This is a genomic window from Acerihabitans arboris (assembly GCF_010131535.1).
Taxonomy (GTDB): domain Bacteria; phylum Pseudomonadota; class Gammaproteobacteria; order Enterobacterales; family Enterobacteriaceae; genus Acerihabitans; species Acerihabitans arboris.
This window is the reverse complement of record NZ_WUBS01000024.1, coordinates 1-17,973: the sequence shown is the minus strand read 5'-3', so window position 1 is coordinate 17,973 and position 17,973 is coordinate 1. Positions and strand designations below refer to the sequence as shown.

Annotated in this window: 14 protein-coding genes; 6 read left to right on the top strand and 8 right to left on the bottom strand. The window is 47.9% G+C overall.

From position 1 onward, the window contains the following. Window positions 1-6: 6 nt before the first annotated feature. Together mnmE and GRH90_RS24415 are read left to right on the top strand one after the other, a co-directional pair. Window positions 7-1,371: a tRNA uridine-5-carboxymethylaminomethyl(34) synthesis GTPase MnmE gene (mnmE, locus tag GRH90_RS24420; protein WP_162368591.1), complete on the top strand. Its 1,365-nt coding sequence runs from the start codon at window positions 7-9 to the stop codon at window positions 1,369-1,371. Between the two features lie 320 nt (window positions 1,372-1,691). After that, the gene (locus GRH90_RS24415; RefSeq protein ID WP_162368590.1) at window positions 1,692-2,924 is read left to right on the top strand and encodes a tyrosine-type recombinase/integrase; all 1,233 of its coding nucleotides are present in this window, start codon (window positions 1,692-1,694) and stop codon (window positions 2,922-2,924) included. Between the two features lie 108 nt (window positions 2,925-3,032). On the opposite strand, the gene GRH90_RS24410 is transcribed toward GRH90_RS24415, so the two are convergent. From GRH90_RS24410 to GRH90_RS24395, 4 genes are all read right to left on the bottom strand, one after another. After that, window positions 3,033-3,857, bottom strand: a complete 825-nt coding sequence (locus tag GRH90_RS24410) for an arginase family protein (RefSeq protein WP_162368589.1) — start codon at window positions 3,855-3,857, stop codon at window positions 3,033-3,035. Window positions 3,858-4,113: 256 nt separating this feature from the next. Beyond that, the gene (locus tag GRH90_RS24405) at window positions 4,114-5,199 is read right to left on the bottom strand and encodes a helicase RepA family protein (RefSeq protein WP_162368588.1); all 1,086 of its coding nucleotides are present in this window, start codon (window positions 5,197-5,199) and stop codon (window positions 4,114-4,116) included. Between the two features lie 92 nt (window positions 5,200-5,291). Then, window positions 5,292-6,167, bottom strand: a complete 876-nt coding sequence (locus GRH90_RS24400) for an integrase domain-containing protein (protein WP_162368587.1) — start codon at window positions 6,165-6,167, stop codon at window positions 5,292-5,294. A gap of 1,628 nt (window positions 6,168-7,795) precedes the next feature. After that, entirely contained in the window at window positions 7,796-8,554 is a 759-nt protein-coding gene (locus GRH90_RS24395; RefSeq protein WP_162368586.1) for a metallophosphoesterase, read from the bottom strand. A gap of 91 nt (window positions 8,555-8,645) precedes the next feature. Between GRH90_RS24395 and GRH90_RS24390 the strand changes: the two genes are divergently transcribed. Next, window positions 8,646-9,359, top strand: a complete 714-nt coding sequence (locus GRH90_RS24390; protein ID WP_162368585.1) for a hypothetical protein — start codon at window positions 8,646-8,648, stop codon at window positions 9,357-9,359. On the opposite strand, the gene GRH90_RS24385 is transcribed toward GRH90_RS24390, so the two are convergent. Together GRH90_RS24385 and GRH90_RS24380 are read right to left on the bottom strand one after the other, a co-directional pair. After that, window positions 9,331-10,521 carry a hypothetical protein gene (locus GRH90_RS24385; protein WP_162368584.1) on the bottom strand — a complete coding sequence of 397 codons (1,191 nt, stop codon included), beginning with the start codon at window positions 10,519-10,521 and terminating at the stop codon, window positions 9,331-9,333. The two genes, GRH90_RS24390 and GRH90_RS24385, sit on opposite strands and share 29 nt — an antisense overlap. An 11-nt stretch (window positions 10,522-10,532) precedes the next feature. Continuing rightward, entirely contained in the window at window positions 10,533-11,402 is an 870-nt protein-coding gene (locus GRH90_RS24380) for a serine/threonine protein kinase (protein WP_162368583.1), read from the bottom strand. Window positions 11,403-12,750: 1,348 nt separating this feature from the next. Here GRH90_RS24380 and GRH90_RS24375 point away from each other — a divergent pair. Both GRH90_RS24375 and GRH90_RS24370 read left to right on the top strand, forming a co-directional pair. Beyond that, the gene (locus tag GRH90_RS24375) at window positions 12,751-13,380 is read left to right on the top strand and encodes a hypothetical protein (protein ID WP_162368582.1); all 630 of its coding nucleotides are present in this window, start codon (window positions 12,751-12,753) and stop codon (window positions 13,378-13,380) included. 694 nt (window positions 13,381-14,074) lie between these two features. Continuing rightward, window positions 14,075-14,356, top strand: coding sequence for a CopG family ribbon-helix-helix protein (locus GRH90_RS24370; RefSeq protein WP_162368581.1), 282 nt, complete (start codon window positions 14,075-14,077; stop codon window positions 14,354-14,356). Window positions 14,357-14,725: 369 nt separating this feature from the next. Here GRH90_RS24370 and GRH90_RS24365 read toward each other — a convergent pair whose 3' ends face one another. Beyond that, window positions 14,726-15,613, bottom strand: coding sequence for an oxidoreductase (locus tag GRH90_RS24365; protein WP_218586287.1), 888 nt, complete (start codon window positions 15,611-15,613; stop codon window positions 14,726-14,728). A 677-nt stretch (window positions 15,614-16,290) separates the two neighbouring features. Continuing rightward, on the bottom strand, window positions 16,291-16,407 hold the full coding sequence (locus GRH90_RS26770) for a SymE family type I addiction module toxin (protein WP_376766100.1): 117 nt from the start codon (window positions 16,405-16,407) through the stop codon (window positions 16,291-16,293). Window positions 16,408-16,690: 283 nt separating this feature from the next. Here GRH90_RS26770 and GRH90_RS24360 point away from each other — a divergent pair, with 283 nt between their 5' ends. Next, a complete protein-coding gene (locus GRH90_RS24360) occupies window positions 16,691-17,632 on the top strand; it encodes an Rpn family recombination-promoting nuclease/putative transposase (protein WP_162368579.1) in 942 nt (313 codons plus the stop codon). Window positions 17,633-17,973 lie beyond the last annotated feature (341 nt).

Here is a 17,973-nt window from a genome sequence, read left to right as displayed (position 1 = left end):
AACAGTATGAGCCAAATGGATACCATCGTCGCCCAAGCGACGCCGCCGGGGCGCGGCGGGGTGGGCATGCTGCGCGTTTCCGGACCATTGGCCGCCCAGGTGGCGCGCCAGGTGCTCGGCAAATTACCCAGGCCCCGCTATGCGGATTACCTGCCGTTTCGCGCCGCGGACGGCACGACGCTGGACCAGGGCATCGCGCTGTTCTTTCCCGGCCCCAATTCCTTCACCGGCGAGGACGTATTGGAGTTACAGGGCCATGGCGGCCCGGTGATACTGGATATGCTGTTAAAACGCATCCTGGGCCTGCCAGGGCTGCGTATTGCCCGCCCGGGCGAGTTCTCGGAGCGTGCCTTTCTCAACGATAAGCTGGATCTGGCCCAGGCCGAGGCCATTGCCGATCTGATCGACGCCAGCTCCGAGCAGGCGGCCCGTTCGGCGGTAAACTCGTTGCAGGGTGTATTTTCACAGCGGGTGCATCACATGGTGGAAGCACTCACTAACCTTAGGATTTACGTCGAGGCGGCTATCGACTTTCCCGATGAGGAAATTGATTTCCTTTCCGACGGCAAAATCGAAGGTAGCCTTAACCGCGTCATGGGCGACCTGCGCCAGGTGCGTTTAGAAGCCCGCCAGGGCAGCCTGCTGCGCGAGGGCATGAAGGTGGTGATCGCGGGCAGGCCCAATGCCGGCAAATCCAGCCTGCTGAACGCCCTGGCCGGGCGCGAGGCGGCCATCGTCACCGCTATCGCCGGCACTACCCGCGACGTACTGCGCGAGCATATTTTGCTGAACGGCATGCCGCTGCATATCATCGATACCGCCGGCCTGCGCGAAGCCGGCGACGAGGTGGAACGCATTGGCATCGAGCGCGCCTGGCAGGAAATCGAGCAGGCCGATCACATATTACTGATGGTGGACGGCGCCAGCACCGCCGTTAATGACCCCGACCAGCTATGGCCGGAGCTGATTGCGCGCATTCCGCCGAGCCTGCCACTGACGGTGATACGCAATAAGGCGGACCTGACTGGGGAAAGTCCCGGCATCGGAAAAGTAAGCGGTCACTCGCTTATTACCCTTTCCGCCCAGTCTGGGGATGGGGTCGACCTGCTGCGTGAACATTTGCAACAAAGCGTCGGCTTTAACGGCAGCCTGGAGGGCGGTTTTTTGGCGAGGCGGCGTCATTTGCAGGCGCTTGATATCGCCGGGGAACATTTGGTACAGGGCAAAGAACAGTTAGTGAGTGCTTACGCTGGGGAATTGCTGGCGGAGGAACTGAGGCTGGCGCAGCGGGCGCTGAGCGAAATTACCGGAGAGTTTAGCTCGGATGATTTGCTGGGGAGGATATTTTCGAGTTTTTGTATCGGGAAGTGAGTCCAGTTCCGTGGACGTCCACCCCGTTCTGCTAATCCCATATTACTGATTGTTTTATTGGATTTTTATTTCCATTCTGGTCTATACCCTTCCGCTGAAAGCCAGCAATTTTTGTGCCCGCGTCTGTGCCCATGCATCGGTTTTCAATGTGCCCATGTTCAAATTTTAGCCTAAAAATAGTACCCAAAAGGCACAAAAAATAGTATAAAAAACAGGCAAATTGCCTTTTCTATGGGCACGGCAAGAATTGGTAGTTCTTAAAAAAATATTATTATCAATATATTGAACACTTATCTCATGGGCACAAAGGTAGGTGAAATATGGCGCTTACAGATACCAAGCTGAAAAGTCTCACCGCTCGAAGCAGCACATGGCAAGTCGCGGATGGTAATGGGCTGTTTATCGAGATTCTGCCAACAGGCCGCAAGGTCTGGCGTCTGCGCTATCGCTTTTTGGGTAAGCAAGAGAAGGCCACCCTGGGCGAGTATCCGGCGTTCACGCTTGCCGAAGCCCGGCGCTGGCGCGAGGAATGCCGCGCCATGATCGCTCACGGCGTCAGTCCGGCACAGAAAAAGCAGCAAGATAAAACCAAGCAAAAAGAACCCACTACAGTGGATGCCTTCTCGAAACGCTGGCTAACGGATATCGTTGAGCGTACCAACCGGCACCCGCGTAATATCGTGCGCATTCTCGATAAAGATATTATTACCGTTATCGGACACGCAAAGATCGAAGAGCTCACCACCGCCCAGGTACAGGAGGTAATCGACCGTATCAAGCTGCGCGGCTCCGATCATGTCGCCCTTCTCGCCCGAAATGTGCTGAAACGCATGCTGGCCTATGCCATCTCGCGCGGGATCATATTCAACAACCCCGCTGCCGCCATCGAAGCCCGTTATATAGCGCAAGCCTCCAGCCGGGATGTTTCTTTGACCGCGGAAGAGATCGGTATATTGCTGCGCGGTATTTACACCTCCGGCATGAACCGGCGCCATAAGCTGGCCCTCCATCTGCTGATTCTGTGTATGGTGCGCAAAAGCGAGTTAATCGAGGCAACCTGGGATGAAATTAACTTTCTCACCGCCGAATGGCGCATTCCAGCCGAGCGCATGAAAATGGATAAGGCGCATATCGTTCCCTTGTCCAGCCAGGCATTGGCCATGTTTGAAGAACTTAAATTTCTGGCGGGTTCGTCGCCCTATGTGTTCCCCAGCCGCAATGATTACCGGCACCCGATCTCTAAAACAACGCTTAACGCCGCCGTGCGTACGCTGGATCTGAATTTGCGTGATTTTGTTATCCACGATTTCCGGCGCACGGCCAGCACCTTACTGCATGAGCAAGGATATAATTCCGACTGGGTGGAAAAATGTCTCGCGCATAAGATCGCCGGCGTTCGTGGCGTCTATAACCGGGCGGAATATCTTGGGCAACGCCGGGAGATGCTTCAGGCATGGGCGAACTTTGTGGATGCGCAGATCGAAGAAGGCCGGAAAGTCATTATTGGCCGGTTTGGCAAGGCATATAAAGCAGAAGATGAAGAACGAAAATAAACAATTCATAATAGAGCGTAATAACCTGATTGTTTATTTTTTAAAGACCCGGCAGATAGGATGGCAACTCGATTGCCGTCCTATCTGCCGGGAAACAAGCGCAGCGCGTTAGCGGGCCAATCCATTAATTAACGGGCTTAACGCATCAAGCAGGGCGGCAGGCGTAGCGGGAGCTCCGTTTTCAGCCTGGGAAATCTGAAACTCGGCAATTTCCACGCCGATGATGCTATGTTCTGCAATGACCTGACAGGCATGGTAAAGATCGTCTAATGACAATCCTCCAGGGACCTCATATTCCGTAGGAACGATACCGGGTTCCAATACATCACAATCCAGATGGACATAAACCGCTCGGCCGTTAATGGCGCACCGCAATCCTTCGGCCAGCCCGCCGCCTGTCGGCACCCATTGCAACTTCCCGTCGTCGATCAGTTTTTGCTCCGGGGGATCAATGTCACGGGCCCCTGCCAGTATTACCGCCGATAAATCTAAACCGCTGCCTAAACCCGAATCCCATAAACCGGCCGGCCCCGCGATGGAAAAACCACCAAGATAGCCCGTCACCGAAGTGGCCGGGGTATTCAGGTCCGCATGGGCGTCGAACCAGACTATGCAGGCATCAGGGTAATAGCGGGCAACCACCGGTAATGTTGCCAAAGATGCCGCGCAGCGGCTGGATGCGGTAAAAGGCTTAATATTTTCTGCGAAAAGATGATTGAGCCGATCGGATAAAGCGTTCAATGGCGGCCTGGCGGCTTCCAGCGCCTCCCGCCAGCCGCGGCCAATGACCGCACTCGGTGCGCCGATAATCTCAGGTGCTAAGCCTAGCCTTTCCGCCATCAGCGTGCCGATCGCCATAGCGCCGGGCCGCGCCAGGTCGTTGCGATCGCCAACTGTCCCTTGAAATACTGTTATCTGCATCTGATTGGTCATAGGATTCTTCATTGGTAAGCAATGGTACTCCGTCGTCTGCTCGTACAACTTATCACGCCATCTGTCTGTTGTGAAAATCCCCCATTATTTCCCCCACTGTTATTCTGACCTAGCCTCCCCCACCTTTTTTTCAGGTATTGCCACTCAGGCTAGGCAGAATGCGGCTTCGGCGCATTTCCCCCAATAATTACTGCTATATAAATAAAAAGTGGGGGATTACCCTCTTAGCCAATGCCATTCCCCCACCCTCTCCCGGCTATTCCCCCCTCTCCTCCAGCGGAATCGCGGGCAGCACAGTCTCACCGCTGACGGTGACCAGACCGGCGTTTACCAGCTTATCCAGCCAGCGGGTAAACTTCTTGTCGACGTTCAGGCCGAGGGTCCGCAGGTCCTGACGTAACTGCGATTTGGTGCAGACGCCGTCGTTAACGGTGCGGCCACGGATACACTGCCAGAGGGCAATATGATTAGCCGTCAGATAAGGTATACCGGCCAGCGCCGGGTCGGTTTGGGCAACGGTATTAATTTCCCTTGGACGGTCACATAACACCAACGACTCCACCGGCTCGCCATCTTCATCGACATAGACCGTCACCGGGTTCAGGTCATAAGCTGCGGCGGAGGGCTCTTCAGCATCCTTCATCTTGGTACAACTCAGCACCAGGGCGTTACCATCGCCTTCGCGCCGGACGTTAAACTCAGCATCCAGCGCCGCCTGAAAGGCGCTGGAGCCACGGGCGCCCCGCTCCTGATCCTTGCCGGAATGATGGACAATCAGTACCGAGGCTTGAGTTACCGCCTTGATGGTGTCACACCCCTGGATAAACGCGCCCATATCTTTGGCCGCATTCTCATCCGAACCGCCAAAGCAGCGGGCCAGCGTATCGAGGATAATCAGGCGCACCGGCATGCCGGTTTCCTGCTCAACGTCGGCGGCGGCCTGAATTACCTGCTGTACGCTCTCCGGGCTGGCAGGGAATACCGGGCAATCCACCCGAAACAAGGCATCAACCGGACTGCCGCCGTTCAGCGTCTGTTCCCAGGCGCGGATACGGCGCGGCACACCGATACCGCCTTCACCCACCACGTAAATCACCGCGCCCTGGTTCACCCGCCGTTCAGCCCACGGCTTGCCGGTGGCGATATGGCAGGCCCAAGACACCGCCAGAAAGGATTTATACGAGCCGCTGGGGCCGTAGATACTGCTGAGCGAGTGGCTGGGCAGATAGCCCTTAATCAGGTAATCCTGCCGGGTGTCGTAACCATCCGAGCCCCGGCGTAAGGGCAGTGATGTAGTGAATGCGGGATGTTGATGGTTAATAGGGATAATTCCGGGTTTCATGGCTGGCTCTCCATAACAGGAAAGGTAAACGGGATGGTGTGATGGGTGCCTGGGAGCTGCACAAGATGGCCGCAAGGTGCAAAACGCATGGTTTAATCCCCTCGTCCATAGACGCGCTCGATATAACGGCCGCGTCCATCGCCGTGCCCCAGGTCGGTGGAAACCAGAGCGCGGGCCTCCTTCCTGCTGAACCCCTGGTTCCGGTAGTGCTGCATGGCTTCCTGAGCCCAGGCATAACGCAGGCTGTGCGGGGAATATCGGCCGGTGAGTCCGGCACGGCTGGTTTGGGAGCGCCAGCGGTTCATCGCGGTGCGAAGATCGGGTTTATCAATCAAATGTCCGTTATGGGTTGTGGTAATACTCAGCGCCCGGTTTACCGCATCCGTGACAGCTCCCCGGTTCAGCACCAGGGTCTGGCGCGGCCGCCCGCCTTTGGTGCCGAACACGACGGTCAGCCGCTCATCGCCACGGCCCAGGGCCTGCGACCAGGTCTTCAGGGACTGGCTGCAACGAACCGCCTCCTCCGAGCGCAGCCCCATCAGACGGGCTAGCTCAAGGGTGGCGGCCAGCCCGGCATCTTTTTGCTGAAACTGGCTGAGGACATGCTGATAGTGCTCGGCCGTAATGGCAGCGCGGGTTCCGACCCGGCTGGCACCACTTAGGCCAAGCGCCTGGTTACTGAGACGATCCGACTGCACGAGGGTGTGCCGTCCGGCTTCACGCAGGACGGTACGAATAGCGGCCATTTCATTTTGCAGCGTACGTGGTGAAATGCCCTGGCTGAGCCGATCGGCCATATAGGCTTCAATATGTCCACTCTTCAAGTGCTTTACCGACCGCACCTGGATATTCAGCGCTAGTAGGTGCTTACCCAGCCGTTCAGTAATGCGTAGCCGATCATGGACGGTCTTGTGACTGCCTCCGCCCTGCTGGGCAAGTTTTTGCATCTCACGTCCAAGTGCTGACATGATGAGGTCCTCTGTCTCCGGCGCGTGGTTTGTCTCGCAACACAGGTGAAATCATGTGTCGCGCTGAACGGTACCCGTGCGCCGGAGCGGCAGCGGATGAGGTATGGCGGGATATCGGTGATGCACTCTGTGCAACCGCCTGCGTGAGCAGGAATGTCCCCTCAGGCTCGAAAGCCTGCCTCAGGTATCGGTTCAGTCCTCCTTAGTTGATGGGTGATAAGTAAGCGGCTGTTCAGCTCGGCGTACCGGATGAAAAGCGCAGTGAAAAATGAGCGTGCCGTGCCCGTTGTAAAATGAGCTTAATCAATACGCGGAAGAATAAAGAAAGTCGCCAACACCGGTTGGGTGAAGAAAAAATAAAGCAGATGGAAATCGGACGATTTAGCCAGTCGCGGCTGTCTTCCCGGGAAAAGGATAAAGCGGTGTACCAATATGAAAAAATCCAGTCGCTCTGACAACGGAGCCGCTGTTCAGGCGCAGGATGAAGGTATCTCGTACGGGAAACCAACGGAGAGTGAAAAGTCCGGCAGCAAGGAGGCCGGTGAACCCCGACGCCATTGGTGGTGACCAACCGGCGCTGTCTGACTGGCGGGGCGGACAGACGATCCGCCACCCGAAGGCACCTCCTTAAAGGCGATGGAGGTCTGAATTGCAGTCACCCGAAGGCGTTTCTTACAGACTGCGGAAACATTGGGCGTGTAACCACCGAAAGGCGCTCCTTGCAGGTTACCGGAGCATTGGGATTGTCATCCGCAGATGACGTCTGACAGGGAAAACATAGCAATGCGGGAAATGGAAGTCAACGGCGAGAAAAGGGTGTAACTAGCTAAATAATCTAAAATTATGGACAGCAAGACACACCTGCAGAATTCGGTGGACATCAGTGGCATTGCAAAATTAAATCCATACAGGTACGAAAATAGCACAAATTGCTGTGTCAGATTCACAATAAACCGGTCAGATTATTAAATAAGCAGCTGAAAAGGGTACCTAGCAGCGGCGTCACTTTCACCCGCTGTCGCGGGCAAAGTGACGCCGCTGCTTCATGAAAACTCTAACTGCCGTAGAATGTAGAGAGAGATGTGCTGTAGCGGAACATGTGAAAATCCACGCCAGCCAAGAAAAGAAATGCATTGTGAGGATGCAGCAAGAACATTGTCATCCGGCCCGGTCGGACGGTAGTGGGAAATAATCATCGTTACCAAATTAGTACAAAAGGAGAAAAGTTATCACCGCCGGAGCGGGCCTGCACTGCTGCTGACTAAACAGGATAGGCCACTATCACAAAGGTAACCCCCCGTGTGCGTTAACTTAAAATCCTGTCGTGCAAAGAGCTTTCTTAAGACAACAAGGGCGTACTACCTATCCACTATCAAGACTGACGCGCTATGCTTGCCGTTCCCAATTTTCTCATATAAGCCAGTTATATGAGAAAACAAGGGTTGGGATACCATATTCTATCCCCCTGTATGCTTAACTTCAGTATATTGTCGCTAGATACTTCATGATAAATTCAACATGACGTGACAATAAATTGCATCTTTAATTATTAAGTCAATAAAATATCATATTAAGCATTAGTGACATCATTAAGAATTTTTTTCAGTGAAATGACATCACAGAAACAATTAAAATTTTATTTTTATTGGAAAATTATAATAAACAACATCCCCGTCATTTATCGAACAAATAGTCAGTGACGGATTATAAATATAGTTTGAACTTTGATGACCACTACCTGTATCTATGAAATAACAATTACCCAACTTACATGGACCACTAATCGGGGTGTGCCCTAGAAAAATATAATCAATACCTTCAACTCTAACGTCTATTTTATTTTTTATTCTGTCCCTTTGCCATAAAAAATAACGTGTGTCAGTTTTTGAATCACGAACACTACTTATTGCATCACTCCAATTCATACCTAGAGGGAAATCGCCATGAACAACACCTGCACTAAATTTTTCAAATTGTACAGTTATAAGCAAAGCCATATTATTCACTATTAGATCACGACAGGTAATTTTTTCATAATTGTTCAAATTCTCCCACCAACCGCCGCCATTTGGATACCATGACAATTCTCGGTTAGCTCTCGAATCGAACGATCTCAATAACATTTCTTCATGATTACCAATAACAGAAAAGAAAAATTTTTCATTAAGTAATGATAATGCAGAAAATGACTTTGGCCCCCGATCTATAAGATCGCCGGTGCAAATCAATCGATCCCTATCATAATCAAATTTCAACTTACATAACGCGCGTTTCAAATTATCCAATTCACCATGAATATCACCAACAAAAAAGTCTCTTCCTATTGAATTAATAGGCAATGACAGATGTAATAACATACTATTGTTTTCTTTTGTGATGCGATTCAATTTTCCACCTCACTTAGAGCTTTATTTATCCTTTGCAATAGTATATATTACTATTGATAGTAAACATAGTTGGAAATGAGAGAGATTTATAATGTTAGCACTTGATACTAAACTACACACCAAAATAGCCGAGCATTTCTCTCTAGAGTTAGAGCTTGTGAATATTTTCCATCAGTTCCTCAAATCAAACTATAACAATTCCCATCTCATCGAAAGAGAATTAAATTGTGATTTTGGCATCGCTGATTTAGTTCTATTCAAGACAAAGAGAATCACAAATAATAATATTAATCTATCATTGATATCACCGGATTGGGCTTACTCATTAAGAAAACTGACATACAGGAAAATTTTTTCTACAAAAGATTTTTCACAGCTGACTAATTCATCAATAAATAGTTCACAAAAAGCGCTAAAAGAATTTAGCAAAGCTGGATATTGTGAACAATTTTCCGTTGACACATGGAGAAAGAACATTCAGCCAACATTAATTTCTGACCACATAATTTCATTCGAAGCGAAATTAAAAAACTGGAAAAGAGCGATTTGGCAGGCTTGCCGTTATAAAACATTTTCGAATGAAAGCTGGGTAATACTCGATTATGTCAACGAAAACCCAGCAGTTAAAAACATTCAAAGCTTTATTGATTTTAATATAGGATTAGCATCCGTGACGAAGTCTGGAGAAGTTCGTATCCATCATAAACCAAAACCAGAGCAACATCATTCAGATATTGCTCTTTGGAAAGCTAACGCTTTGATTGCAAAGAAATGTACTAACGATGAGAGATCGAGATCTCATTAATCGCATTTAGCCACGGGGACAAATGATCCGGTCCCCCATGTGTATCAAAAACTGTCCGCCTTGCTCTAAGAGCCTCATAGTTCTCAATTGCCACTTTGATCTGCTTTTCTATAAAATCACATCGCTCTCTAATTGAGCTAAAGGTAGATATTTGGGATATTTGTTTACTAAATATTTTAAAATAATGATAGTAAAGTCCAGGACTGTTAAAAGTCGGAGTTTTAGGTGAATCTAAAGCCTCCTCTGAATAATCCGTTGCTTTGTATATTTTATCCCATATGGCAGGAACCCTGTTTCTAATCATTTTGGCTACGTCTAACTCAACCCAATTCAACAAACCGGGTAAATAAATTCTTGCTTTAGGTCCACGTCGTTCCTCATCAGTCACAACAAATTTATCAAGCGAAAACATTCGCGTATTTTCAAATGTGCCGATCGTTATACCAATATTTGGAAGAGCAGAATATAGAAAAGCCTCTGTATTACAATAGCCAACGATAATATCTAGATCAGCATCTTGTAATATTTTTATCATTTCCATATAGTTAATTATAAATAATGAATCAGTAATTTGTTTCGTATTTCTCTCAAACTGACAAAATAGATAAACGCCATTTATTTGTGAATAGCTTGTTACCCAATTCAGTAACTCTTTTCTATATGAGTCACTCATTACCATATGTGAGGTCAATGGCAAAGTCAGCCAGATCGGCTTATTTTCTGATATTTCATCAGATTCTTCTATCGCGCGTAAAAATGGAACAACATAATGTTCGTCTTGTTTTTCAATATAATTACGCTCCATTTGTTCAAAAAAGCGCGCAGGAATTATTATACCTGAGAAATTATTACGAACCTGGAAACTAACGCAAGCACGTGCAGCATCCATAGCAATGGATGTAAAATCCACTGTTTTAAATCCTGACTTGGAAATTGTATTTGGAAAAAAATCATAAGATTTAAACTTATTCTTTCCTGAAGAGGGAAGATAGAACTGCGGATCAAAATAAGAACTAGTTCTAATTTTTAAATCTTTAGATTCTATCTTACTACATTCTTCATGGACTGGACTAAATATTATGCCGTCACCAACTCCGTCCTCTTTAAAGGATTTGACATTCCATACAGTATTGTGTCCAGCCTGATGATATATTTTTACCATACCTCCTCCTGTTATGCCGACAATTCTTCCAAAAGTTTATTAATAGATCTATATCTTCTGTAAGGCTCTTTCATTAATAGCTTATCGATTATGTCCGATATTTTAGAGGAATACCCAATATCCTTTAATGAAATTTGTTTCTTTTCACATATCCCTTCAATCAATTCGTCAAAGTCCACATTTTCAACATTTTTAATAAAAGGATGTTGATTAGTTAGTAACTGATAAGCCAATATTCCAATTGAGAAAAGATCACTTTTGAAGGAAATATTTCTTTTATCATTCACCAATTGTTCAGGGCTTGCATACAAGGGAGTACATGGACCATATGGATTCATTGTATTTGTTACACCAGGCTGCCCCTCTTGCCTTAAGATCCCCAAATCGATTACAACAATTTTACCATCTGGTCTAACTAATATATTATCTGGTTTTATATCTCTATGTACAAATTTATTCTTATGCTCCCATATGACAGAGAGAATCTTCACTAAGTCACAAATCAGCCCAATTAACTTTCCCTCATCTGCATAATCTTGCATATATAAGGATAAGGGGTTTGATTCTATAAATTCTTCGAAAGAAATTAACAATTGTGGATGAATAGGAGTTTCAGTCTGAGGATCTTCCTTGATAATTTCGTGGTAATAATGTTTTGGATATGAGTCATGACTAAGCTGTGAAAGAAGCTCAACCTCCTGACTCCAATATGCTATTGCTGACTTCGACGTTGCTTCAGTTACTTTGAGGACAACGCGTCCCCAGTTAACACATCCTTTTGGTTCAAAATCAGTCTGATCGCAAAACTCACCAAAATACACAGCCCTTTGTCCTGACTGTTTTGCAATACCTGATACTTTATAGGAAGGATACAATTCCATCAGTAGCTCTCTAAGCGATCTATTATCTTCCAAGATTCCTCCAAAAAAAAATTTTTCGTCCCCAATTAATACTAACAATCTCACAGAAAAAATATGACATTGATCACTATTACGATATGTCAGCAGGTTAAAAAACCAAGGATATTTTAATATTACATCTCTCTAAGGATTAAAGTCGGAAATGTTGTGAACAAATCTTAAACAACGTTCGATTCAAACTCAAGGAAAACTGTGATCTTGTCTGTAACTGTTCCACAAAATCGGTCAATTTCTCCTTTAAATTTGATCTTAAAGTCGTTATTGCGAAAGGACGACATTTATGTACTACAGACCGGTTATGTCGTTTATATTACTTACCCAAGTGATATGAAAAAGTATCATTATCAGTAATAAGTCTAATAAATGACGTACGTAAAATATCTTATACGCTATCGATTTATTGATAATGGGCAGGGCGAGACGAGCGCGACGCTAGAAAGCGTTGACGAGTAGGATAACGTTACCTCCATTGCCTTCACCGCTTTCTTACGCCAGGCTTAACATTTTTTCCCAATGGAGTCGACAGCTTTGCATCAGTCTAGGGGGACACGTATTGGATATTGGTGCTGGCATTCATGTATTGTGGCTTCAACAGCATCCCCTAGCCACTATCAGCTGTGGACATTATGGGGCGAGCCGGCAATGATACGCGCCGTGTAGATATCTGGACTTCGTAAGAAGAGCCCTTCACTATATTGCAGATGCAGGATCTTAATATCGGCATACTTGGATCGCTGGCGTTGTTAAATAAACGGTTTACCCATTTGCATCAGATTACCTCTACCGGCGGACAAATTATGATCATTTACCTCGCTCCAAAAAAATTGGGGTGGCATAGGCTACCCAGAGAAGAATCGCTACCGGGAATATTTTGAGGAACAGAAGGTGCTACCCATCTGATTGTTGAATAGGTGAAGAACTGGGCGAAATCGCATATCGTGCAGATTGGTAAAATGATTTTGTAATGCTACAAGCCGGCAGAATTACTCCCATTTACACAATTAGTCATTATTCAAGATGAAGAATTACTGATAGACACAAAAATAGTCTTAAAGCTATTCTGTCATCTGCGTTGCCAAGAAGGCATTTTGCATTTTGGCAAACAATCTGTGCTAAAGACCTCATAAAATAGCAAAGTTAGTCTTTGCTAGTCTGTTTTTGTAGTTTTTGATAATTCGGTTTTGTACACTGTGGATTGTGTGGCACGGTTCAACGTGGCTTTTGTAAAGAGACTCGGAGAGGACGCAGTGGTTAGAATTTTTTATTAATTATTTTTCATAGTTAGTCAAAAAATGATGGAGATATTTTTATGCCAAGTTTTTTCTCAGAACGTACTGCAGAGTATTCATTGGTACCAGCCGTATTAAGAGCCTTAGTTAAAGAATTTCCTTCAGTAGCGCCAATTTATTTTTGGAGGACTAGAGAAGGTAACTCTGTATCGCAAGCATTAAATTTACATAAACGTGTTAGAATTATGGCAATGTTCGCCAGAAGACCGAAAATAGGAAAATTAGAAAACTTTGTTTCAGGGAAGATAAATGAAAGTGTACTAAATTATGCAAAGCACGCCAGAGAGTATGGAATTGCAACTATCGGTGGATTTATTGCTATAGATTCTTTTTTGGATATCAATAATGAAAATAGATATATTTGGTTTAATCTGTGTAATATATCAGAATCAATATATGATTATGAATTTTTATGTAAGATCAATCCTTGTGAAATTATAACCGAAGAAGATAATTTCAGGAAAATTAAAGCAATCAATATTGAGGCATTAATTCCTATAGTGAATAAATACTGTAAACCATTGGAATGGCATCATGGCATGGAGATCGTATACAAATTAAATCAATTAACAAGTCCTGGCAGTCATGGTTTTTTTGGCCGACTTTGGGGTGGTGGATATAAACCTGTCTTGTTTTTGATTTTCGATTGAGATAATCAAGAGATGGATTTTATATAAAAAATTTGTTAACTAAATTTTGTAGCTCTTTTTTAAACGCCACTCCTTTGAAACTTGCGTTTGAGTTGTTCCGGCTTCATATTTATGAGCGTAAAGAACGCTCATATCCATGGCTGTCTTTTTACAGATAAAAACGAATCAGAAGTCGCAGTGATATCCAAAAAGTCATTTACATAGTTTTGTGTCCATAAATATGCCCATCGCACAAGTGTGTAATAAAAATATCAATGATAATCAAACGAATACAACATATTTCCAGCTTCTGTATCGGAAGTGAGGATGAGACTTTGGACATCGAGATATACCCAATCGGGCTATTCACTGAATGAGCAACGCTGTCCGAGGACTTGCTGTACGTTGTTGGTCCTTGGTAGCCGACGGCGCTAATCATCGGACGGGAATAGACCAGCATCAGATTCTCTTTGCCATGAACGCCAATTGTAAGCTTCTGGTTTACAACTGCCTCTCTCCAGCCAAGCTTTCCATCAGCGTTCAGGATCCTCGGAGACCCAACAAAACTCTTTTGCCTTTGAATTGAACTTGTAAGCCATGCTTACAGGCTAAACTTTGTTCAAGCACCTTTTACTCATTATGAAATTGCTCTGCCAATGCCTACAAGCTAAGCGGGTAAAAGGCAACACCTTATACCCGATAACAGGCTTGCTTCATGTCAACATCAAGCATCACACTCAAGATCGACGACAGACTTAAAGAGCGTGTCAAAAAACTGGCGGATACGCGCGATCGCAGCCCACACTATTTGATGATTGCCGCTATCACTCAATATATTGAACACGAAGAGGCACGCGAGAGTTTCAAGCAGGAAGCAATCGACTCCCGGCGTGAATATCAGGAAACCGGTCTGCATCTGACGGGCGATGAAGTCAAAACCTGGCTGCGTGGTTGGGGAACAGAAGCGGAAACGGATATTCCTGGATGCCACAAGTAATCATTACTCAACGCGCCGCAACCGGGTTAACCCACTATCGTGAGTTCCCGACCAGTAAAAATCCGCTGGCAGCCATCACAGGGCTGGTCAAGTGCTCGAAGCGCTTGACCAACGGGAAAACAACCCGGAAATGGGCCGTCTTTTTACTGAGCTGCCGGTATTGTGAGAACTGATGATTGAATTCGGCGATTCCGGCTATGTGGCGTTGTACCGCAACGAGAAAATAGAAGACCCTGTTTATGTGCTGGGCTTTCCCCATCAGAAAAAAACAGGGCATTAACCCGCAATAAATCAAAACATTATAAGAAACTTCCGTTTTGTGTCCATAATTGTTGTAGTGCGCCCGATGGTAATTCCACGGCTGTAATACTAGCCGGGCCCTGCGCTGGCGGCCGCCAAAAGTGGCACGACCAGATCGCTGATCGGCGTCGGGATGCCGCGGGATAGACCACATCGCTGCACGACCCCGTTCCGGCAGTCCCATTCGAGGGGTCGGCCGGCTTGTCGGTCGGCGAGAATGGAGGTGCCCAAATCGGCCGGGGAACGTTGAAATCCATCGACGATCTCTTGCGGTACTGCGTCGCCCAATGTCGCACCCTCCGCGCGAGCAACCTCAAGACATTCCCGTAGGTAGGCTAGCGACAGCCTGGTGATGTCGGTTCGGGCGAACATGCCGGCGCGGCGACCTGCCAGAACCATTAAACCCGCGACCGCGTTCTGCAGAAGCTTTCGCCACGCGACGGACGTGAAATCCACCGCCACGTCGACCGAGCACCTGGTGCCGCGCAAAGCCGCGAGCACCACGCTGGTCGCCGGCGTGTCCGGCAAGGTGAGGCGCGCTTCGCCGCGTAGCCACACCGAGGCGTCAGGTTCGCGTTGAGCAGGGAGCCATACCACCGAGGGCAGCACTGGGCCACCGGACAAGTATGGCGCGACGAGCGTTTTCTGCTCGACGCCGTTTTGCAGTACGCAGACAACGGTCTTCGCACTGCACAATGCAGAGAGCCACGGTGCCGCCGCCACCCGTGTCGACTTGACCGCGAGGAAAACCAGGTCGAACTTGTTCTTAATTTCGGCCAGATCAATGCGCACGGGTCCCGGTACGACAACACGACCGCCGCTGTAGCGCAACTCCAGGCGCTCGTGCGCCGAGCGGCCGCAAATTGTCGGCGTGCGCCCGACCTCATGAAGCGCCGCTGCCATGGTCGTGCCGATTGCCCCCGGACCAACGAGGGCGACGGTTGGATTTTCAGACATCATCATCCTGTCCTGATTGCCATTTGCTGCCCTGACAGCCGTGCGGCCCCGGCCAGCCGTCATCACTAAACAGCTTCGCACAATAGTAGGTCACTTGAAGGATACTCAGTCCGAGTTAAGGGATCTGATCAATCGCCAAACCAGCCACATCACCAACCGGGCTGAGTTATTTCGACCATAGCATTTATCTCCGGTGACGAACAACAGCCGATGAGGAAAGAAGCCCGGCAGCACCGTGATAAAAACTATTCCCGACGACTCATTTCCATGCTGATGTTGCAACAGGTAATGACTGTTACCGACGTTACTGTGCAACGCCCGTTGATCTATCGGTCGATGGATCAACTGGATTAGCACGCTTTAAACAGGAGGTGCCGGACACCAGGCGTGGCTATAAGGAAACCGGCCCGCATCTGGCGGGCGAAGAAGTCAAAATCCGGCTGCGGGATTGGGGAACAGCGGCGGAAACGGCTATTCCCAAATGCCATAAATAATCATGACTCAAAAAACGTTGGAAAAGTCATGCAGAGATTAATTCTTGATAACACCTCAACGCTGGATACCCGTCGACGTCAACCAAGAATTAACCTTTATTAAATACCAGTTCATTTATTATCATAAACAAGTATTTCCGCATCAATAATCAGCTGCCCGTTTTTAACGGTCAAAGTCACCGGTTATCCGGTAAAAAAATCACACTTATGCAACCAGCGGCCTTTCAGATTCAAGGCCGGGTACGCATTGCACCTGCCGCCGTTTGGAGGATAGCCCACTGTATAATATCGCGTGTTGATTTTTTGCTTGGGATATGCACGATCCTGACTTAATATGCTTTTTAGCCATGGTAACTACCTTGTAGAGTTGCTGGTGGTGAGTGGCGGGTTCGAGTAAAGACATTTAGTTTTAAATAATGGTATGCACATATTTTTTTGCATAAAATCATTGCCAATAATAATTTAATGAAACGAACAAGCGTGTTTCATTAAAATGCGAACCTCACCCAGAATTTATAATTGGCGCCACCCGTGCGGAATGATGTTTATATTCTGTGTACATTGACGCCGTTACAGTGCGCCGATGAAAATATTCCCCACACCCCATGATTCGTTATTCAGGAAATTTTTTAGCGATATCAGCGTCGTTACCGATTTCCTGCACATACATCTGCCGCCGGCGCTGCGGGAAAAGTGCGACTTAGGTACGCTCGCCATTACCTCAGGCAGCTTTATCGAGGACGACATGCGCACCCACTGCTCCGATATGCTTTACAGCCTGCATACCACGGCGGGAGCGGGTTATGTCTATTGCCTGATTGAGCATCAGTCCAACGCGGATGAGATGATGGCGTTTCGCCTGCTGCGCTACAGCGTGGCGGCGATGCAACGCCACCTTGAGCAGGGCAATAACCGGCTTCCCCTGGTCATACCGCTACTGTTCTATCACGGACCCCAAAGCCCCTATCCCTACAGCACCCGCTGGCTGGACTGCTTCCACGACCCGGCCCTGGCGCAGGCGCTGTATTGCCAGGCGTTTCCCCTGGTGGATGTGACAGCCATGCCCGACGAGGAAATCAAAACCCATCGGAAGGCGGCGCTACTGGAGTATGTGCAAAAGCATATCCGGGACAGGGATATCAACATTCGGCTACGCGATATCGCCTTCCTGCTGGAGCTAGCGCTCCCCAGTAAAGAGCAGGTGGTGTGCCTGATGCACTACCTGGCTCAGGAGGCAAATAGCCTTGACTCGGAAGCCTTTTTCCGTAATCTGGGGGAAAACACGCCACGCTACAGGGAGGAAATGATGACCATCGCAGAGCAGTTGGAACTGAAAGGGCGTCAGATTGGATGGCAAGAAGGTCGAAGTGAAGGTCGAAGTGAAGGTCGAAGTGAAGGTCGCAGCGAGCGGGATAAAGAAATCGCCCGTAATATGCTGGCTATGGGCCTGGATCGCGCCACGGTAACACAGGTTACCGGATTAAGTGATGCAGAACTTGATGCCCTGGCGCACGCTGAGGCGTAAAAATGAAAACCCCACTCGCCGTACGTAAACGCCGGCTAAATCAATTCAGTGAAACCGGCTGCCGGTTGCAATCAAACAAGCAAAGTATGGAATGACCAAGCTGGAGCCGGGCAGCCAAGCCCGCGCCGCGCGTGAACCGGTTACTTATCTAATGCGTTAATCACCGGGCTTAACGCATCAAACAGCGGGCCGGGAGAAACGGGAGCCTCGTTTTCAGCGAGCCTGTTTACGATTCTGTGTAAATGCCTTTTCTCAGAAGTGACCGTCCAGGCGGTCACCGAACTCGATAATAAAACGGCTCATCGCCATGCGCCAGTCCCTCAGCGGCATCGTCCATTTCT

Coding starts and splice junctions, on each gene's coding strand:
- mnmE (WP_162368591.1), top strand. CDS start 7: ATGAGCCAAATGGATACCATCGTCGCCCAAGCGACGCCGCCGGGGCGC.
- GRH90_RS24415 (WP_162368590.1), top strand. CDS start 1,692: ATGGCGCTTACAGATACCAAGCTGAAAAGTCTCACCGCTCGAAGCAGC.
- GRH90_RS24410 (WP_162368589.1), bottom strand. CDS start 3,857: ATGACCAATCAGATGCAGATAACAGTATTTCAAGGGACAGTTGGCGAT.
- GRH90_RS24405 (WP_162368588.1), bottom strand. CDS start 5,199: ATGAAACCCGGAATTATCCCTATTAACCATCAACATCCCGCATTCACT.
- GRH90_RS24400 (WP_162368587.1), bottom strand. CDS start 6,167: ATGTCAGCACTTGGACGTGAGATGCAAAAACTTGCCCAGCAGGGCGGA.
- GRH90_RS24390 (WP_162368585.1), top strand. CDS start 8,646: ATGTTAGCACTTGATACTAAACTACACACCAAAATAGCCGAGCATTTC.
- GRH90_RS24385 (WP_162368584.1), bottom strand. CDS start 10,521: ATGGTAAAAATATATCATCAGGCTGGACACAATACTGTATGGAATGTC.
- GRH90_RS24380 (WP_162368583.1), bottom strand. CDS start 11,402: ATGGAATTGTATCCTTCCTATAAAGTATCAGGTATTGCAAAACAGTCA.
- GRH90_RS24375 (WP_162368582.1), top strand. CDS start 12,751: ATGCCAAGTTTTTTCTCAGAACGTACTGCAGAGTATTCATTGGTACCA.
- GRH90_RS24370 (WP_162368581.1), top strand. CDS start 14,075: ATGTCAACATCAAGCATCACACTCAAGATCGACGACAGACTTAAAGAG.
- GRH90_RS24365 (WP_218586287.1), bottom strand. CDS start 15,613: ATGTCTGAAAATCCAACCGTCGCCCTCGTTGGTCCGGGGGCAATCGGC.
- GRH90_RS24360 (WP_162368579.1), top strand. CDS start 16,691: ATGAAAATATTCCCCACACCCCATGATTCGTTATTCAGGAAATTTTTT.